Source organism: Herpetosiphon geysericola (assembly GCF_001306135.1).
Taxonomy (GTDB): domain Bacteria; phylum Chloroflexota; class Chloroflexia; order Chloroflexales; family Herpetosiphonaceae; genus Herpetosiphon; species Herpetosiphon geysericola.
Window position 1 is genome coordinate 19710 of the sequence record NZ_LGKP01000010.1, and the last position, 18415, is coordinate 38124.

14 protein-coding genes are annotated in these 18415 nt (G+C 49.6%); 10 read left to right on the forward strand and 4 right to left on the reverse strand.

Going from position 1 to position 18415, the window contains the following annotated elements:
* Nucleotides 1-43 precede the first annotated feature (43 nt).
* The 5 genes from SE18_RS04890 (at nt 44) to SE18_RS04910 (ending at nt 5481) form a co-directional block, all read left to right on the forward strand.
* Nucleotides 44-1246, forward strand: coding sequence for a glycosyltransferase family 4 protein (locus SE18_RS04890; protein WP_054533307.1), 1203 nt, complete (start codon nt 44-46; stop codon nt 1244-1246).
* A gap of 32 nt (nt 1247-1278) precedes the next feature.
* The gene (locus SE18_RS04895; protein ID WP_054533308.1) at nt 1279-2058 is read left to right on the forward strand and encodes a class I SAM-dependent methyltransferase; all 780 of its coding nucleotides are present in this window, start codon (nt 1279-1281) and stop codon (nt 2056-2058) included.
* Nucleotides 2059-2074: 16 nt separating this feature from the next.
* A complete protein-coding gene (locus SE18_RS04900) occupies nt 2075-3490 on the forward strand; it encodes a hypothetical protein (protein ID WP_054533309.1) in 1416 nt (471 codons plus the stop codon).
* 91 nt (nt 3491-3581) lie between these two features.
* Nucleotides 3582-4607 (forward strand): COX15/CtaA family protein, encoded by a 1026-nt coding sequence (locus tag SE18_RS04905; protein ID WP_054533310.1) that lies wholly within the window; start codon nt 3582-3584, stop codon nt 4605-4607.
* 199 nt (nt 4608-4806) lie between these two features.
* Nucleotides 4807-5481 carry an endonuclease III domain-containing protein gene (locus SE18_RS04910; protein ID WP_054533311.1) on the forward strand — a complete coding sequence of 225 codons (675 nt, stop codon included), beginning with the start codon at nt 4807-4809 and terminating at the stop codon, nt 5479-5481.
* Here SE18_RS04910 and SE18_RS04915 read toward each other — a convergent pair.
* The 4 genes from SE18_RS04915 to SE18_RS04935 all read right to left on the reverse strand — a co-directional run bounded on the left by SE18_RS04915 (nt 5438) and on the right by SE18_RS04935 (nt 10268).
* Nucleotides 5438-6520 (reverse strand): Fic family protein, encoded by a 1083-nt coding sequence (locus tag SE18_RS04915; protein WP_054533312.1) that lies wholly within the window; start codon nt 6518-6520, stop codon nt 5438-5440. The genes SE18_RS04910 and SE18_RS04915 overlap by 44 nt on opposite strands.
* Nucleotides 6521-6792: 272 nt before the next feature.
* Nucleotides 6793-7494, reverse strand: a complete 702-nt coding sequence (locus tag SE18_RS04920; protein ID WP_054533313.1) for a cysteine hydrolase family protein — start codon at nt 7492-7494, stop codon at nt 6793-6795.
* A 92-nt stretch (nt 7495-7586) separates the two neighbouring features.
* Entirely contained in the window at nt 7587-9455 is a 1869-nt protein-coding gene (locus SE18_RS26660; protein ID WP_083469729.1) for an NAD+ synthase, read from the reverse strand.
* 90 nt (nt 9456-9545) lie between these two features.
* Nucleotides 9546-10268: an NUDIX hydrolase gene (locus SE18_RS04935; RefSeq protein WP_054533314.1), complete on the reverse strand. Its 723-nt coding sequence runs from the start codon at nt 10266-10268 to the stop codon at nt 9546-9548.
* A 677-nt stretch (nt 10269-10945) separates the two neighbouring features.
* Between SE18_RS04935 and hpf the strand changes: the two genes are divergently transcribed.
* From hpf to SE18_RS04960, 5 genes are all read left to right on the forward strand, one after another.
* On the forward strand, nt 10946-11506 hold the full coding sequence (gene hpf, locus SE18_RS04940) for a ribosome hibernation-promoting factor, HPF/YfiA family (RefSeq protein ID WP_054533315.1): 561 nt from the start codon (nt 10946-10948) through the stop codon (nt 11504-11506).
* A 96-nt stretch (nt 11507-11602) separates the two neighbouring features.
* Nucleotides 11603-12106 (forward strand): phosphohistidine phosphatase SixA, encoded by a 504-nt coding sequence (sixA, locus tag SE18_RS04945; protein WP_054533316.1) that lies wholly within the window; start codon nt 11603-11605, stop codon nt 12104-12106.
* A 124-nt stretch (nt 12107-12230) separates the two neighbouring features.
* Complete coding sequence (locus SE18_RS04950; protein ID WP_054533317.1) at nt 12231-14183, forward strand: ELWxxDGT repeat protein; 1953 nt, start codon at nt 12231-12233, stop codon at nt 14181-14183.
* A gap of 170 nt (nt 14184-14353) precedes the next feature.
* Nucleotides 14354-16264 carry a hypothetical protein gene (locus SE18_RS04955; protein ID WP_236706807.1) on the forward strand — a complete coding sequence of 637 codons (1911 nt, stop codon included), beginning with the start codon at nt 14354-14356 and terminating at the stop codon, nt 16262-16264.
* A gap of 184 nt (nt 16265-16448) precedes the next feature.
* A complete protein-coding gene (locus SE18_RS04960; RefSeq protein ID WP_054533319.1) occupies nt 16449-18377 on the forward strand; it encodes an ELWxxDGT repeat protein in 1929 nt (642 codons plus the stop codon).
* Nucleotides 18378-18415 lie beyond the last annotated feature (38 nt).

Sequence of the window (18415 nt, forward strand, 5' to 3'; positions counted from 1 at the left end):
TTCTGCTATTGAGCTATCACATGTATAGCTTTGTAAATGACATATGCGAATTGCTTATATTGCTTATCCAACCAGTTTGATGCTGGCCTCAGCCAATGCGATTCAAACTTGGACAACGTTACGCGAATTGCGCCAGCAAGCGCCCAATACGTTGATTATTATCCCGCGCTGGTTGCGTGAACCAAGCCGCTTCAAAGAGGTCGGAGCAATCCACTTGCAACGTCCAGCAATCGGCAAGCTTTCACGCTTTAAAAAATCGACCTTGTGGTATTACGCTGAGCGCAGTGTGTTTGCCGCCATGACTGCCGCCGTGGTTGCAGCCCAACGCTGGCGCGGCGAGCCAATCGATGTGGTCTATGTGCGCGAGGTGATTGCCGCTGGCTGGTGGGCCACAATTTGGGGGCCGTTGCTCAAGATTCCAGTTATCTACGAGGCCCATGATCTCGAAAGCTGGAACCCTTCGCGAGCCAAAGAAACATGGGTCCAGCCAGTGCTCAATTTGCTCGATCGCTTGACGCTTGGGCGTAGCGCCGCTGTAGCTTCATTGACCGATGATTTTCGCCAATTGTTGGCGCGTTTGGGCTGGCGCAAATCAAGCGATGTGGCCGTCATTCCCGATGCCTTCGATGATTCGCTGTATCAGCCAGCAGATCGCCAACAAGCTCGGGCACAACTTGGGCTGGATGCAACAGCACCCTTGATTGTCTATGCAGGCATGACTTTCTCCTACCGTGGGCTTGATCGCTTGATTGCGGCCTTTGCTAAGGTACGCCAAACCTTGCCCAATGCTCAATTGTTGTTCATTGGTGGGCGGCCAGCAGAAATTGCCCAATTCAGTCAGCAGGCCAACGAATTGGGACTGGGCGCAAGTGTACGGTTTCTCGGCGCACTGCCACAAAAGGCAACTCCAGCCTATTTACACGCCGCCGATGTTTTGGTTATTCCCGATACGGTGACTGATGTAACCGCCTCGCCACTCAAATTATTTGAATATTTGGCGGTCGAGCGGGCAGTTGTTTTGCCTAATATTCCAGCCTTGCGCGAAATTTTGCCTGAACAGATCGGCTATTATTTTGAGCGCGGCAATACCCAAGCCCTAGAGCAAGCCTTGACCGCAGCCTTGACCGATGAGCAGCGCCCGGAGCGCGAGCAAGCAGGCCGCCAATGTGTGCAAGACCACACCTACAAGGCACGAGCAGGCAGAATCAAAGCCTTATGTCAGCAGATTAGCCAAACAATGAACTAGCATTATTGCTATTTACACATGATAAGGATTGTATGCATCCCTTAGATCAACTTGTTGAAGAGTATGGGCAGACGATGCCCGCCGAGGCCAAGCCAGCCTATTTTCGCTTGCATCGCTACCGTTTTCGGGCCTTGCTGCGCGCCTTGCCAGCAGCCCCAGCCCGCATCCTCGAAATTGGCACAACCCCTGGGACGTTTACCGGCATTTTGCGCCAAGCAGGCTACCAAGTTGCAGGCATCGATCTGTTTCCCCAAGATCGGGCGGAGCTTTGGCAAAAACTGAATGTTGAAGTTAAGTTTTGCAACCTTGACGAGCAGCCAATTCCCTATGCCGATGGCGAATTTGATGCGGTTGTGTTTTCCGAGGTGATTGAGCACCTTGCTGGCTCGCCGCTCAAGCCACTGGCCGAAATGCTGCGCGTGCTCAAGCCTGGTGGCCGCGTGATCATCTCCACGCCCAATCAGTTTTATTTCAAAAGCCGCATGAAAACCGTTGGCGATGTGCTGTTAGCTCGCCCATTTGAATCATTCAAGGAATTTACGCGCTCGATGCAGCTCGATGGGCCGCAGCGCTACTACAATCATAGCCGCCTCTACACGATGGCCGAATTACGTTGGATGCTTGAAAAGGCTGGTTTCAACGTGGTCAAGGAATTTTTTGGCGATGCTTGGGAGCGGGTCGGCATCGAAAAAGGCCGGATCTTGCGTCACCCATTGCGGGTTGCGACCAAAGCTGGTTTGTGGCTGCTGACCAGCCTACGGCCTGAATGGCGTTCGATGCTGCTGATCGTTGGCACAAAGCCCACCAATTGAGGACCAAGGCCCACCTATGAAGCGTCTTTTATCCCAAGCTGGGCCAGTGGTCATTGTGGCACTCTGGCTGGCCTTGCTGCCAATTAGTTTATTTCGGCTGTATGCTACCGACGAAGTGCAATACTTTGCCTATTTGCGCTCAGTCTATTTCGATGGCGATTTGGATTTTGCCAACGAATATGGCTATTTTGCCGATCTCGGTATACAAAAAGGTGATCCTGCGGTCTATAACGCACTGCTCAAAGATCGTTCAAGTGATCCGCCGCTCAACCCAACCACGGGCTTATATCGCAACGTTGCGCCTGTTGGCTCGGCCATATTATGGTCGCCGTGGTATGTCGTAAGCGATGGGTTGGTTGGCCTCGGCGTGTTCGGCGACGTGCCGCGCGATGGATTTAGCCAGCCCTATATTATTGCGGTCTGTTTGGCCTCTGCCTGCTATACGCTCTTTGGCTTATTGCTTTCCTATCGTTTGGCGCGGCGTTGGGTCGGCATGTGGGCAGCCACAATTGCCACATTAAGCATCTGGCTGGCCTCGCCACTGATCTGGTACACCTATATTCAGGTGCCGTGGTCGCATGGCGCTGGCTTTGCGATGGTAGCCTTGTTTATCACCATGTGGCTTGGCCCTGCCAATCAGTCCTTGCAAAACCAACAATCGCAGCGTTCATGGCTACGTTGGCTGAGCTTGGCGATTGTTGGCGGCTTGATGACGCTCACTCGCGAGCAGCTTGGGCTATTTTTGCTCTTGCCTGCGGTCGAAGGCCTGATTGCCTATGCCAGCCTAATTCGCCAAGGCCAATGGCCACAAGTACGCCAACTGTTGGCCAAGCACGTCTTTTTTGTGGTGATATTTGCCCTAACATTAATGCCCCAGCTGATCAGCTACAACATTTTGTATGGACAGCCCAAGCCATCGGGCACGGTTTCGGGCAAATTAAACATCATCAGCTATAAATTTTTCCATACCCTTTTCGACCCACGGCGCGGGGCGTTTATCTGGCATCCGCTGCTGTTGGTTGGCTTGGCGGGCTTAATTTGGCTCTGGCGCAAGGATCGGCTGATCGCTGGCTTGCTTGGATTAGGTTTGTTTGCTCAAATCTATTTAAATGGCGCGTTTGGCTCGACATGGCACTTGCAAGGCTCATTTGGCTTTCGCCGCTTGATCGAATGCACACCAATTTTTATTCTTGGTTTGGCCTTATTGATTGAACGCATTCGCTGGCCCAAGGCAGCAATTGCCACGCTCGCGCTAATATTTATTTTCTGGAATGGTGGCTTAATCTTCCAAGCAGCAACTGATCGCGAGATTCGCGGGCCAGGTTTGCGTTGGAGCACAATGCTGGCCGATCAGCTTAAAGTGCCGCAATTGGTTTGGCAAAAAGCCGACCAACTACTATTCAATCGCTGCGAAGTCGTTAAAAACTGCTAACATCAGGTCGTGATGGGATTCAGTCACGCCACGCTTAGCATATGATACTATCCCAATACCAGATATTTATTCGCAAGTGGGAGCCATACCGATGGAACAATATCGTGTTCCGACCGACCAAGTGCAATTTTCTTGGCGGCGTTTAGATCGCTTTCAAAAATGGGCGATGATTACCACAATTGCTACCTATTTCTTGATTTTTGTGGGTGGAATTGTGCGGGCCTCAGGTGCAGGCTTGGGCTGCCCCGATTGGCCAAAATGCTTTGGCTATTGGATTCCGCCTGCTAGCGCAGACATGATTGCCCAGCATGGCTTCGATGCGAGCCAATTCAACCCAACCTTGATGTGGATCGAATATATCAACCGTTTGATTGGGATGTTGATTGGCTTCTTCTTGTTGATCACCACCTACCTGATGTTGCGCCACTACCGCAAATCCAAACGGGTGTTTTGGTCGATTCTTGGCGCATTGGCCTTGACCTTGTTCCAAGGCTGGCTTGGCGGCAAAGTCGTGCACCTCGAACTCGAAGGCTGGATCGTGACTTTGCACATGGTTTTGGCTTTGGTGATTGTGGGCTTGTTGTTGTATGCAACGGTTTGTGCCTTCTTCCCCAATGGGCGGCCAATCGCCAATGTGCCAGCCGATCGCCGCACCGTAGCACGCTGGGGCCAAGTCTTGGTTGGCTTTGGCTTGGTGCAATTGACCTTAGGGGCATTGGTACGCGGCCATATCGACGATGTTAGCTCAAAGATGAACATTCCGCGCAGCGATTGGGTCTCGCAGGTGGGCATCACCGACCCATTGCATCGCACTGGAGCACTGATTTTTACCATTGCAATTTTGGCTGCGACCTATGCAATTGTGCATAATCGCAACTTGCACCCATGGATTCATCGTACCGCTTGGATTGCCAGCGGTTTGGTGTTGACCCAAGTTGCAGCGGGCATCGGCTTGGCCTATGGGGCTTTGCCACCACCGTTGCAAGCAATTCACCTGATTGTTGGCTCGCTGCTGATTGGCTGCTTGATGACCTTGGTCTTACTGGCTTATCGCTTGCCCGTAAACGCAAAAACAAGCAACGAAGCCTTTGTACAAGTGGCCGAAGCCAGTCATTAACCTAAAATATTGGTGATTCAAAGGCACGCTTCGGCGTGTCTTTTTTGGAGCCTGCTTTATCATCAGAACCACATAATGGACTATTGAGCCTGCTGGCATATCGCTTGCCTGTAAGCTCACATATAATTAAGCATTTGCCCAAGTTAATTGCAACCCTGGGACGCTTCGGCGGGTTTATTGGGCATGATGGAGGATGTTGATGCAAGATTTACGCGCCAAAGCCGAGCTAGTCTATCGCGAGTTAGTTGCGTTGCATGGCTTTCAGCAACTTGTGCCCCGCCGCGAACCGATGCATGAACTCATTTCGACGATGCTTTCGCACCAAACCACCGAGGCCAACGAAGAGCGCGGCTACCAAAATCTGCGCGCAACCTTCCCAACCTGGGAAGCGGTGATTGCAGCACCAGTCGAAGCCGTAGCCGAAGCGATTAAGCCCGCCAATTATGCTCCAGCCAAAGCCAAAAATATCCAAGCAGCCTTGGCCACAATTTTGGCCGAGCGCGGCGAAATATCAATCGATTTTCTGGCTGAGCGTTCGACTGAAGAAGGCATGGCTTGGCTCACCTTGTTGCGCGGCGTTGGCCCCAAAACTGCCTCATTGGTGCTGCTATTTTGTTTTAGCAAACCGATTTTGCCCGTCGATACCCATGTGCATCGCGTGAGCCAGCGCTTGGGCTTGGTCAATGCCAAAACGCCCACCGAAGCTCACGAAATTCTTTGGGAAATGCTGCCCCACGATGCAGAATGGCTGTTTAATTATCACGTTGCGCTATTACGCCATGGCCAACGCATCTGTTTATTCAAAAACCCACGTTGCAACCAATGCCCGCTCACCGAGCACTGTTTGTGGTATGCGGCTCATCGGGCCGAGTAATGTTGCGCCAACGGGCACTTGGCCCACGCCCAAGCGGCTCGACGCGCCCAGCAGCTTTTTCTGCTTGCAAAATTTTGCGAATTAAATCGCGGCTCACATGTGGGCAGGCCTCCTCAAGATCTTTGATCGAAAAATCACGCTGAAATGTAGCAATTGTGTGCAATACCAAGTTTGTCTTAGCGCCATGGGCATTTAGTTGATTATCGGTACGAAGCTCAAACTCACGATAAGCGGCGGTTAAAATCCCTAGAAAATATTCAGTCCACGGCAAGAGATTATGTTGAGCATCGTGCCAACCCTGCGAAGAACGATATAAAGTATCATAATATGATTCTTTGGTATCTTCGATGAGCTTTTCAAGACTAATATAACGGCCAACTTCATAGCCAGCCTGATACAAGAGCAATAATGTTAGCAAGCGAGCCATGCGTCCATTGCCATCTTGAAATGGATGGATACAGAGGAAATCTAAAATAAATGCTGGAATCAATAACAATGGCTCAATTTCTTCACGCTGGCATTCTTGCTTGAATAAACTAACCAAATGCTGCATCGCGTGGTCGGTCGCATAGGCTGCTACAGGTTGAAAGCGCACAAATTGTTGACCATCAGTACGAGTTTCAGAAATTGTATTATCAACGCGCTTCCAATAGCCACCACCACTAGGCAGATAACGAAACATATCACGGTGTAATTGCAGAATAATATTCGAGGTTAAATCAATATCTGCATGATTGATGTGGATCGTATTCAGCACGTCGCGATAGCCCAAAATCTCCTGTTCAGAGCGATTGTTGGGCATGGTTTTTTGCTCAACCAAAGCCTTAATCCGATCCAAAGGCACGGTAATACCTTCGATCCGATTCGATGATTCGGTACTTTGAATTAGGGCATTTTGCCATAAGTTATGTAACACTTGCGGTTGTCGCTGACGATAAAGTCCTTCCATACCTTTATATTCACGAATCCGCCCAATACTCCGAATAAGCCCATGAGAAACATTGAAACCAGCTAGAAATTGATCCTCAAACGATTTCATCATTACTCCAAATCGATCAATTGGAGCTTATTGTAGCATAAATAGGTAATATAATTAAGATTATATATGTATAAATATCATACTTTTACCTATATATAAGCTACTTTACCTTTATAATTTGGCCTTTGGTTGCGCTTGGTGAGATAAATCAAAACCTTTATATAGGTAAAAGGAGCAATCTTTTACCTATATATAAGCTACTTTACCTATATAATTCCTACAAAAAGCCCCTCTCCTGCTAAGCAAGCGAGGGGCTGAGAAAATGTAAAGCCTTATTTCAGGGCTTTGACGACTTCCACGCCATTGGCGGCCATGTGATGCAACGAGAAGACATGGTGGAAATCGCCAGGATGAGCATATAAGCCAAGCTCGCTGGCCACTTCGAGCGGCGTGTCGTAGGTATCAACACATTCGGCGGGCAAGACCACGCGGCGCTGGACGTTGCGCGCATTGGCATCCAAGCGCAGGAACATTGCCAATTGATAGACACATAAATCCGAGCAATCGCCAGTCACGATGTAGGTGTCAACTTCGGGATGCTCAGCAACCCACGCTGGAAAGCCTGTGCTCAAAGCGGCGCTCAACGAGTTCTTTTCGAAAATCGTAAAGCTATCGGCAAATGGCAAGGCCCGCAATTCCGGCGCGGTGTCGGCTTCGCTGGTGCCGCGCAAACAGTGCACTGGAAACGCGCCGAATTCTACTGCATCTGCTGGATGCGCATCTTGCGGCAAGATGAAATGGCGCACGCCACCAGCATGAGCGGTTTTGAACAGCTCGGCAATTGGCGCAACGATGCTTTGTACCCGTGGGCTGGATAACGCGCCATCGGTACAAAACCCCACAATAATATCCACACAGGTCACCGCCACCCGATCTGCGCCATCAACTAATAAATCGTCGAGTGGCAATTCGGGCAAGTTGGCGTACCAGTTATCCAAATATTCCAAAAATCCTTGGCTGTTGTTCGCAAGCATGGAAACTCCCTTTGTAAGGATGAAGGATGAGGGATGAATTATGAATTGTGAGCTTAACTATTTCATCCTTCATCCTTCATCCTTCATAATTTCTAATAATCGACTGGCCGCAAGTAATATTCGCCGATGGCGGTGCTGGAGAGCATGGCGGTGCTGGGCAAATGGCGTTTCCAGTGAGTTGTATTGACTCGCCGTTGCACAATTGCCACTTCATCTGCATTAAAGCCGCGTGCAACCAATTGCTCAGGTCGATAGCCACTCAGCAAATAGGCCAACACCCGATCAGCCTTACGATACGAGATGCCAAAATCATCTTCGTCGGTTTGGCCAACCACCAGATCGGCGGAAGCTGGCTTATGCACAATCACATCTGGGACACCGATGGCTGAAGCCAATTCCCAAACTTGGGTTTTGAATAAATCACCCAAAGGATTGACTGGTGGCGCATCGTCGGCGTGCCACGTGTAATAGCCAAATAAACGCTCGGTTTTGTTGCCAGTGCCAATTGGAATACAACCAAGTTTCTGCGATTGATCAAACAGCACGATCATACGGGTGCGAGCCATCACATTGCCGCGTCGCCGACCATCAGCATCTGGCTCGAAGGCCAAATAGCCATCAACTGCATTGGTAATTTCGATGGTGCGCTGCTGAATGCCCAAATCATCAATCACCAACTGAGCGTGATCTAAGCTGTCCGACGATGAAGTGCGATAGGGCATGCGCACGGCCAGCACATTCTCTGGGCCAAACGCCTTGGCACACAGATAAGTGGTTAAAGCCGAATCCACGCCGCCTGATAGCCCAATCACAACTTGTTTGAAGCCACGTCGAAAGCCAACTTCATCGCGCAGAAACTCAATCAGCCAATGAAGCGTAAGTTCGGGATTGATGCGCAATGGCTCGTCGCTATTTGGGTCGAAGCGCGGCGCAGCAATAATTGGGAAGCTTTGCTCGCTCACCGTTGCTTTGGCGCGCTTTTCGCCTTCGCTATCGATGGTATGTTTGTGCGAGCTAGCATCGCTCAGCCCTTGCGAATCGCTGGAAAGCGCAGTATCCCATGTGCTTTGGCGCTTTTTGCCTTCGCTGGCAGCGCTGACATCGCGCAAAATAAAGGGCAAGCGTTCTTCCAAATCAGCTAACAAAGGCAGGTCAGCGCGCGCCAAGGTCAAATCGCTCAGATCAATATCGACCAGCAGCACTGCTTCCGACCACAAGGGAGCGCGCGCGCGTTCATCGGAGCGCGGCCCAACCACAACCGAGCCGCCAGCAAAGCCTTTGCCGCCTTCGAAGCCGACAATTTGGCAAACTGCCAAATACACGCCATGCTCACCAGCAATCTCACGAATCCGATCATCCCAACGAGCGAGGTTGCTTGGGCGATCTTCGTTGGAGCCACGAGCTGGCGAGGCGCTAACGACATATAGCATTTGCGCCCCATCGAGCGCAGCCACTGTGCCGCTCAGCGAGTGCCATGCATCCTCGCAAATCAAGATTGCAACCCGCCCGAAGCGCGTATCGAAAGCGGCAATTTCGCGGCCAGCCTCGACAAACCGTGCTTCATCAAACACGCCATAGGTTGGCAAAAACATCTTGCGATGCACATGGCGAATGCCTGCCAAGGTGCTATCGCTGCCAAGTGTGGCATACAAAGCGCTATTGTAAAAACGTTCGCGCCAGCGTTCATAAAAACCAATCACAATATCGAGCGCAGGAGCATCGGCGCCACAAGCAGCCAAATAGGTTTGTTGCAAATCGTGAAACAGCTGGCCTGCGGTCAGAGCTTGTTCGCGCACGCCGCCTTCAAGAAAATAGCCAGTTAAGGCAGTTTCCGGCAACATCAGCACATCTGGTCGGCGCTCGTTGCTGCCAAATTGGGCGAATAATTCGCCAAGCCGCACTAAATTCGCGGCATAATGCCCCTTGCGTGGGCGAAATTGAGCTAAAGCTAAAGTATACATAAACACCCCTAGTCAAGTTAGAAAGCAAAAGTCAGAAGGCAAAATAATGCAGGTTTAGAGCATTTTGACTTTTGAATTTTGCCCTTTGACCTATTGTTCGTCCTTCTTTTTTGCTTCGCGATAGCGAAAAACAAAATCGCCTTCGATGCGTGAATCGCGGAAACGATAGAGCCGAGCTGGCCGCCCGCGACTATTGAGCAATTTTCCAGTATCTTCGAGCAAATCCGAATCACGCAGCTTGCGATAGAAATTAGCTTTATCGAGCTTCTCGCCCAAAATTTCTTCATAAATCCGTTTGAGCTTGGGCAAGCTAAATTCCTTGGGTAGCAATTGAAAGGCCAAGGTGGTATATTCAAGCTTCGAGCGCAAACGATCGATTGCAAAGCGCAAAATCTTTTCGTGGTCGAAGGCTAGATCCTTGGGCAATTCATCGACTGGAAACCAGCGCACTGCATTCGATTCGTCGGAAACTTGCAGCGCTTGTTCTTCGGTGCGAATTAAGGCAAAATAGGCCACGCTAATCACGCGGGTGCGCGGATCGCGCCCAGGCTCGCCAAAGGTATACAGCTGCTCCATATACACGTCGTGGACACCAGTTTCTTCTTCCAACTCGCGCCGAGCAGCCATTTCCAACGATTCATCCATGTTGACAAAGCCACCAGGGATGGCCCAATGGTCGGCGTATGGCCAGTGTTTGCGCTGCACCATCAGCACATGCAAGCGCCCGCTGCGTAAGCCAAATATCACCACGTCGACCGTTACAGAAGGCCGCTCGTATTTTGTCGCATCGTAGTTTTCAGCAGTTTCGGTCATAGCTGCTCCTAATAGTGTTATTATGACACAAAGTATAAACATGAATGGAGCAGTTGTCAATAGGGATTATGAGAACATAGAACATAGAGCATAGAGCATATAAATTTTTATGGTTAACAATGAAGCAAGTAAAGCAAGCAATATTTGCGCTTAGCACTGTAACATTTTCGATAGCCAATAGCCTGAAGCATAACCTTATGTTCTATGTTCTATGCTCTATGCTCTTTTTACCGATCCCTGCCCCCTGATCCCCAATCCCCAACTACCAATCCCCGGCTTTTACAATCGGATGTTGGTTCTATTGCGTTCACTTCATGGCCATAGTACAATACTGGCAACTGCTCCAAGTGAGCTGCATTCTCACACAATCAATTGCCCAAGCCCATAAGCTTGTGGTTGGTCGCAGAGAATGACGCTGGTGAACAAATTGGGTGCTGGTTATAAGCACCGCACATGCGCAGCACTTGGATCGTGAACGTTCAATGCACTTCAGCATTGAGAACTGGTTAAATCTCCTCGCCCTTTGGTTTGCAATGGGGCTTTGATGCGGGTTGAGGATTATGCGTAACAGCAGCAGCCAATTGAAGAACGTTCCACTAGGAGCAGCCCTTTGCCAGCTTCTTACCTTGCTTGGGTAAGAAGCTGGTGCACTTTAGGTTTTTTTAAGGAGGCGTACCGTGGAATGGAACATTAAGAGCCGTAATATTAAGCTACACGATGCGCAAAAAGCATTTATCCAAGAAAAATTAGGCAAATTAGAACGCTACCTTGACGGAATTAACGATTGGAAAGTGGAATGCCGTTTTGAAACATTGCGAGGTAGCGGCGAAACATATACCGTCCAAGTAACGTTGTTGGCCGACCACGGAATTATCTTACGGGCCGAAGAAAATGATCGCGAGCTGTATCCAGCGGTCGAAGCAGTGCACGATAATTTGCAGCGCCAAATTCGCCGCTTCAAGGAAAAACATTATCGCCGTGGCAAATTGCGCCGCTCAGCTGGCGAAATGATTGCCGCTCCGCTGCCAGAATTGCCCGACGATGCAGAACAAGCAGAAGAACGCCAAATTATTCGGGCCAAGGATGTAACCTTGCGCCCAATGTTTAGCGATGAAGCCATTGAACAAATGGAATTGCTGGGCCACTCGTTCTTTGTGTTCCGCGATGCTGAAACCGAAAAAATCCAAGTTGTTTATCGCCGTAACGATGGCAATTATGGCCTGATTATGCCGCGCTAAATCGCCTTCTTGCAGCAGGGATCACATGCATGTGTGATCCCTGTTTTGCTTTAATCAGGCATAATGCAAGAGCCTTGATTTTTGTGGAGTGTGCTAATGATTTTCTATTTTGTGCGCCATGGAATTGCCGAAGATTGGGCCGAAAGTGGCCTTGATCAGGATCGGCGCTTAACCGAGCGCGGTCGCAAACGCATTCGCCAATGTGCCCAAGCTTTGCGCTTGCTGGAAATCAAACCAGATCTGATTTTTAGTAGCCCCTTGCCGCGCGCCGCCGAAACCGCCAGCATTATTGCAGAAGCGCTTAGCACTGACCCACCAGTGCACAAAGAGCAATTGCAGCCCGATGCCGCCAATAGCGATTTTATCGCCGAATGCCTTAACGCCAATTGTTCAAGCCTCATGATTGTTGGTCATCAGCCGAATCTTAGCGAGTATGTGGCGCAGCTTGCAGGCTACGGCAGCAACCTGATTTTCAAAAAAGGCACGGTTTGCCGAGTTGAGATGCAGGGCGAGCATGGCCAAATTAGTTGGCTGCTCCCGCCAAAAGTGCTGATTGCGCTGGCCGATGTGCGCCAAGCGAAACAAAAAAATAAGCATTAACAGCGCATTTTCAGCAAAATAACAGTTTGTAAGCCAACTACAAGCCTGTTGAGAGCAACGTTTCATCGTTATCAGCGACCTAGTTGCGTATACTCACGCCTATAGTTATCTAGGAGGAATATTGATGAAACGTTGGATTCTCTTGTTCGTTGTTCTTGTTGGTTTAGCGTTACCCCAAGCGAGTTATGCCGCCGAACAGCAATGTTTCGCGCAAACTGGCTTTTGTATCGAAGGTCGCTTTCTACAATATTGGCAGCAAAACGGCGGCTTGCCAGTCTTTGGCTATCCATTAAGCAAAGCAGAAGATCGCTACAATCAGGATAGTCAACAAAGCTTTTTGACCCAGCAGTTTGAGCGTGCTCGCTTTGAGTTGCACCCTGAGCTTGTAGCGCCCTATGATGTGTTGCTCGGACGGCTTGGCGATGATTTGCTGCGTTACCGCAATCTCGATAGCTCAATGTTACCGCGTGAGACCGGTTCCAAAGCCGATTGTTTGTGGTTTGAAACCACTGGGCACAATGTTTGTAATCAGGCCAATGGCTTGGGCTTTATGCGCTACTGGCAAAGCAATGGCTTGAACGACCCCAAACTCGATAGCTTTGGCCGTTCGTTGCAATTGTTTGGCTACCCGCTAACTGATGTGCAAATGGAAACCAACGCCAACGGCGATACAGTGCTGACCCAACATTTCGAGCGCGCCCGCTTCGAATGGCATCCTAACCAACCTGATCAATTCAAAGTGCTGCTTGGTTTGGTAGGCAAAGAATCACAACAATTGCGCTATGGCGAAGGCTCAAACCCCAGCAACCTCACGATGATCGATAGCCGAGTATTTTTCACTGCCGATGATGGCGTGCATGGCCAAGAGTTGTGGGTCAGCGATGGCAGCGATGCAGGCACGCGCATGGTCAAAGATATTCGGCCAACGGGATCAAGCAATCCCTATCGATTAACCGCCGCGCTTGGCCAAGTGTTTTTTGTAATTACAACTGATGCTAACGACCAATTATGGGTCAGCGATGGCACTGAAATTGGCACCAAACTGGTTTATTCTTTTATGCGTCCAGCAGTCGAACAACCAGCAATCGTTGATATTGCAGCAGTTGCTGGCGGGGTCATTGTTTTGGGCAATAGCCTTGAAACTGGCATTGAGCCATGGTTCAGCAATGGCAGCAGCGCTGGCACCTATCTGATTCGCGATATCAACCCAGGTCCAGCTGGCTCGGAAATTAAAGTTGAGACCTGTTGTAATTATTATTTTGCTGCGGAATTCACCTCTATGTCCAATGGGCTGGTGTTTATGGCCAACACTGGCAGCGTTGGCAACCAATTATGGCTCAGCGATGGCAGCATCCAAAACACACGCCAAATTAGCAACTTTGCAGCAAATAATGAATTTGTGGCCGAACTCGAACGCTTGAATAATCAGCAGATTGTTGCAGCAATTCAGCAACCTGAGGTTATTCAAATTGTGCAGATCGATCTGGCGACTGGCAAGCAGAGCCAACTCACCAGCCATGCCCGATTTTACCTTGGCACGCGATTAATCGTTTCGGCACATAATCTGGTCAATATTGGCAACAAGGTTTATTACCACGTGGTTGATGAGCTTAATTCAACCCTCTGGCAAGTTGATGCCCAAACAGGTGCAAGCCAAATCAATGTAGCTGGCTATCTGCTTAAAAATATCATTAGCGATCCCAACCAAAGCCAATTGCATCTGCAATTGCTGAATGCTGATCGCAGCGAGGCTGGCTTGTGGGCGTGGGATGGCGCGAAGCTGCAACAACGCAGTGGGCTTAATGTTCAACAACTACGGATTAATGGCCAACGTATTTTTGGGATTAGCGGCGAACAATCACCCTACCGCGTGTATGCCAACACATCCAACAACCAAACGCTGGCCTACGTTGGCTCGGGCTTTCATCGATTGGCCAATAGCCCAGCGTTTGCCCAAGTAAGCCGCTTTAGCACCAATCAAGGCATCTTCTTGGCCTTGCCAAGCTTGGCTCATGGCGTAGAGCTATGGTATAGCGATGGCAGCACATTGCGCATGGTCAAAGATATTCGCCCATAACGATCAGCACTTAAAAATAAACTCCACTTGGAACACCAAAGTGGAGTTTTTGTTTGCCAATCAGCCTCGTTTCAGCTTGTAAGCAAATTCGCAGTCGTTTCGCAGCAAAACATCATCGTTATTAGTAAAAGGGCTTTCTATACTCTACGTATCGATGTAGTGGAGGAACTATGATGAAACGCTGGATACTGTTGGTAAGTATTATCGCAAGTTTGGCACTCCCACAAGCTAGCCATGCCGCCGAACTGCAATGTTTCGAGCAAACCGGCTTTTGCACTGACGGACGGTTTTTGGAGTATTGGCGGCAAAATGGTGGCTTGGAGGTCTTTGGCTATCCGTTGACCACAATCGACCTTGTATACAATAATGATAGCAGGCAGCACTTTCTAACTCAGCAATTCGAGCGTGCCCGCTTTGAGTTTCACCCCGAATTAGCCGCGCCCTACGATATGTTACTCGGGCGGCTGGGCGATGATCTGCTGCGCTATCGCAATCTTGATAGTGCATTGTTGCCACGCGAAACTGGGCCGCAACAAGGCTGTTTGTGGTTTGAAACGACTGGCCACAATGTCTGCAATCAAGCCAATGAGCTGGGCTTTATGGCCTATTGGCAAAATCATGGTCTCAACGATCCCAAGCTCGATAGCTTTGGTCGTTCGTTGCAATTATTTGGCTATCCATTGACCGAGCCAGCGCTCGAAACCAATGCCAATGGCGAAACCGTGCTAACCCAACATTTTGAGCGCGCGCGCTTCGAATGGCATCCCAACCAGCCCGATCAATTCAAAGTGCTGCTTGGCTTGGTGGGCAAAGAATCACAGCAATTGGTCTATGGCGAAGGTTCCAATCCTAGTCACCTGACGATGATCGATTCGCATGTATTTTTCACTGCTGACGATGGTGTGCATGGCCAAGAGTTGTGGATAAGCGATGGCAGCGAAGTAGGCACACGCATGGTCAAAGATATTGTGGCAGGAGTCGAAGCGACGTGGCCAACTCAATTAGAGCCTGCCAATCATGGCGTATTTTTTGTTGTCACTCAGCAAACAGCAGATCAATTGTGGTTTAGCGATGGTACTGAACTAGGGACGCGGATTGTTAAAGAGTTTGAAGCCAACGCCAAACTTACCAACTTTAAAACCTTGGGCAATGGAGTTATTTTTTGGGCCGATGACGGCGTGCATGGCATCGAACCATGGTATAGCAACGGCACTGAAGCGGGAACCTATATGCTGCGCGATCTCAACCCTGGCAGCGAAGCTTCAGCTATTTCCGATGGCTATATAAGTTATTGGATCGATTATGCCCCGATTGATGAGGGCATGGCCTTCATTGCCTACGACAGCCAAAATGGCGCCCAGATCTGGTGGACGAACGGCGAAAGGAAAGGGACACGCCTCGTCAGCCGCTTGCCTAAATCGTTTGGGCGCTTCGAGTTAGAACGCTTGGACGACTTGCATCTGATTGCAACCTCAGGCTATTTGGACTATGAGCTGGGAGTATGGAATATTAACCTTGCCAACGGCGATCCTCAATTTTTGGCCAGCTACCCGATGATTGCCACCACCCGCAACCCAAACCCAGTTAGCCAATTAACCGCGGTTGGCGGAATGGTGTATTACCTGAGCAAAACCCAAAATGGCGAGCTGAGTTTATGGCGCACCAATGGCGAGCCAGCCCAAACAAGCCAAATCGATCTGCAGGGCTATCAAATTGAAAGGCTGGTAGCCTCAAGCGAGCAATTGTATTTAGCGCTGAGCACAGCTGAATTTGGGCAGGTTGGCTGGTGGTATTTTGATCCTCAAAATACATTAACTCAATTAACCCATTTACCGTTAAGCTTGCAGGCTACTGAGAATCGAGTGTTTGGCTGGGAATCGCTGCCTGCTGGCCTGCGGCTGCATAGCAATAACGGACGCAATCAGCCACTGAGCTATCGTGGCTCGGTGATGGGCAAAGGCACAACCTTCCCCTATTCAACCAACGAACATTTTTTTGACCTTAGCGATTTTCAGCATGGTAAGGAACTTTGGTATAGCGATGGCAATACGCTGCGCATGGTCAAAGATATTCGCCCATAACGATCAGCACTTAAAAATAAACTCCACTTGGTGTTCCAAGTGGAGTTTTTGTTTGCCAATCAGCCAAATTTCAGCTTAAAGCCACTTTATAAGTTGATTCACAGACGCTTGCCACATACCATTCATCGTACAAAACCATGCCAATCGCTATACTAAAACCCATAGATGTATTGGAGGAATAGTGATGAAATATTGGATTATTTTGAGTTTGATCGTTGCCAGTTTGGCCTTGCCTCAAGCAAGCTACGCCGCCGAAGCGCAATGCTTTGCGCAAACTGGCTTTTGTATCGAAGGGCGTTTTTTGGAGTATTGGCAGCAAAATGGCGGCTTACCTGTCTTTGGCTATCCGTTGAGTATTGCAGAAGATGCCTACAATTACGATAGTAATGAATTTTTCCTGACTCAGCACTTTGAACGGGCGCGTTTTGAATTGCACCCTGAGTTTACAGCGCCCTACGATGTGCTACTGGGGCGGCTTGGCGATGATTTGCTGCGCTATCGCAACATTGATAGCGCCATGCTGCCGCGCGAAACTGGGCCGCAACAAGGCTGCTTGTGGTTTGAAACCACTGGTCACAATGTTTGTAATCAAGCTAATGGCTTGGGCTTTATGGCCTATTGGCAAAATCATGGCCTGAACGACCCCAAGCTCGATAGCTTTGGCCGTTCGTTGCAATTATTTGGCTATCCGTTAACCGATGTTAAAACAGAAACCAACGCCAATGGCGATACGGTGCTGACCCAACATTTCGAGCGCGCTCGTTTTGAGTGGCATCCCAATCAGCCTGATCAATTCAAAGTGTTGCTTGGTTTGGTGGGCAAAGAAGCGCAACAGGCACAGGGTGGTGAGAGTTCGTGGCCATATGAATTAACGTTGGTCAATGACACGCTCTTCTTTACTGCTGAGGATGGGATTCATGGCCGTGAGCTATGGGCGAGTGATGGCAGCGAAAACGGCACGCGCTTAGTTAAAGATATTGAGCCTGGAGCAGAATCCAGCTGGCCGTATCAACTTGCTGCTGGCAAGCATGGCCTGTTCTTCCTACGCTATGCCAATGATAACTACGAACTATGGTTTAGCGATGGCAGCGAGGCAGGAACCCGTTTGCTAAAACAGCTTGCAGGTAGCAATACCTATATGACCAACCTAATAGCCTTGGGCGATGGAATACTCTTTTTTGCCAACGATGGCATAAGCGGAGTTGAGCCATGGTATAGCGATGGCACAGCAGCAGGCACGCAGCTGTTGCGCGACATCAACCCTGGTGCAGGCCACTCGAACGTAGAAACCGGCTATAGCTATTTTTGGAGTGAATACACGCCTATGGCTGGAGGTATGGCCTTCTTAGCCCGCAACGAGCAGGCTGGAGCACAAGTGTGGTGGACTGATGGTAGCGAGGCTGGCACGCGCCAGATCAGCAATTTTGCTGGTGATAGCCACAACGTTTTTGAAATAGAGCCGTTGGATGCAAACCATGTGATTGTCGCTGCAAGTAATGAAGGCACATTTGGCATGTGGAATGTTAATATCAGCACTGGCGAGCAGCATGTGCTGGCAACCTACCCTTGGATTAATGGCAGTATTCGCAACCCATTACCAGCATCACAACTGACCAAGGTGAATAACGAAGTGTATTACCAAGTCTATACCCAAGGAGTTGGCACCAACCTATGGCGCACCAATGGTCAACCGCAACAAACCAGCCAACAAAACCTGAATGGCATGACGCCATATCGCTTGCTGAGCGCCAATAACCAACTTTTACTTCAACTCTACAACGAGATAGAACCAACTGGTTGGTGGCGCTTCAACTCGGCTACTGGCTTAACTCAATTCACGCCACTCGACTTGATTCTAGAGGATACGGGCAATGGCTTGATTGGCTGGCACTTGTTCAACCTTGGAACTAGGGTTTATCGCAGTGATGCCGATTATCAAGCCATGAGCTACCAAGGCTCATTGATGAGCATGAGTGGCACAACATTCGACGCAACGAAACGGGCTACAAATGCCAAACGCAGCTTCTTTACGTTGTTCGATCAACAACATGGTGGCGAAATTTGGGTTAGCGATGGCCAAGGTTTGCGCTTGGTCAAAGACATTCGGCGCTAATCGATGCAGTGGCGCAACTTTCTCAGTTGCGCCACTTT

Bases quoted from the DNA above. Each gene is read 5' to 3' on its own strand.
- SE18_RS04890 (WP_054533307.1), top strand. From the start codon at position 44: ATGCGAATTGCTTATATTGCTTATCCAACCAGTTTGATGCTGGCCTCA.
- SE18_RS04895 (WP_054533308.1), top strand. From the start codon at position 1,279: ATGCATCCCTTAGATCAACTTGTTGAAGAGTATGGGCAGACGATGCCC.
- SE18_RS04900 (WP_054533309.1), top strand. From the start codon at position 2,075: ATGAAGCGTCTTTTATCCCAAGCTGGGCCAGTGGTCATTGTGGCACTC.
- SE18_RS04905 (WP_054533310.1), top strand. From the start codon at position 3,582: ATGGAACAATATCGTGTTCCGACCGACCAAGTGCAATTTTCTTGGCGG.
- SE18_RS04910 (WP_054533311.1), top strand. From the start codon at position 4,807: ATGCAAGATTTACGCGCCAAAGCCGAGCTAGTCTATCGCGAGTTAGTT.
- SE18_RS04915 (WP_054533312.1), bottom strand. From the start codon at position 6,520: ATGAAATCGTTTGAGGATCAATTTCTAGCTGGTTTCAATGTTTCTCAT.
- SE18_RS04920 (WP_054533313.1), bottom strand. From the start codon at position 7,494: ATGCTTGCGAACAACAGCCAAGGATTTTTGGAATATTTGGATAACTGG.
- SE18_RS26660 (WP_083469729.1), bottom strand. From the start codon at position 9,455: ATGTATACTTTAGCTTTAGCTCAATTTCGCCCACGCAAGGGGCATTAT.
- SE18_RS04935 (WP_054533314.1), bottom strand. From the start codon at position 10,268: ATGACCGAAACTGCTGAAAACTACGATGCGACAAAATACGAGCGGCCT.
- sixA (WP_054533316.1), top strand. From the start codon at position 11,603: ATGATTTTCTATTTTGTGCGCCATGGAATTGCCGAAGATTGGGCCGAA.
- SE18_RS04950 (WP_054533317.1), top strand. From the start codon at position 12,231: ATGAAACGTTGGATTCTCTTGTTCGTTGTTCTTGTTGGTTTAGCGTTA.
- SE18_RS04955 (WP_236706807.1), top strand. From the start codon at position 14,354: ATGATGAAACGCTGGATACTGTTGGTAAGTATTATCGCAAGTTTGGCA.
- SE18_RS04960 (WP_054533319.1), top strand. From the start codon at position 16,449: ATGAAATATTGGATTATTTTGAGTTTGATCGTTGCCAGTTTGGCCTTG.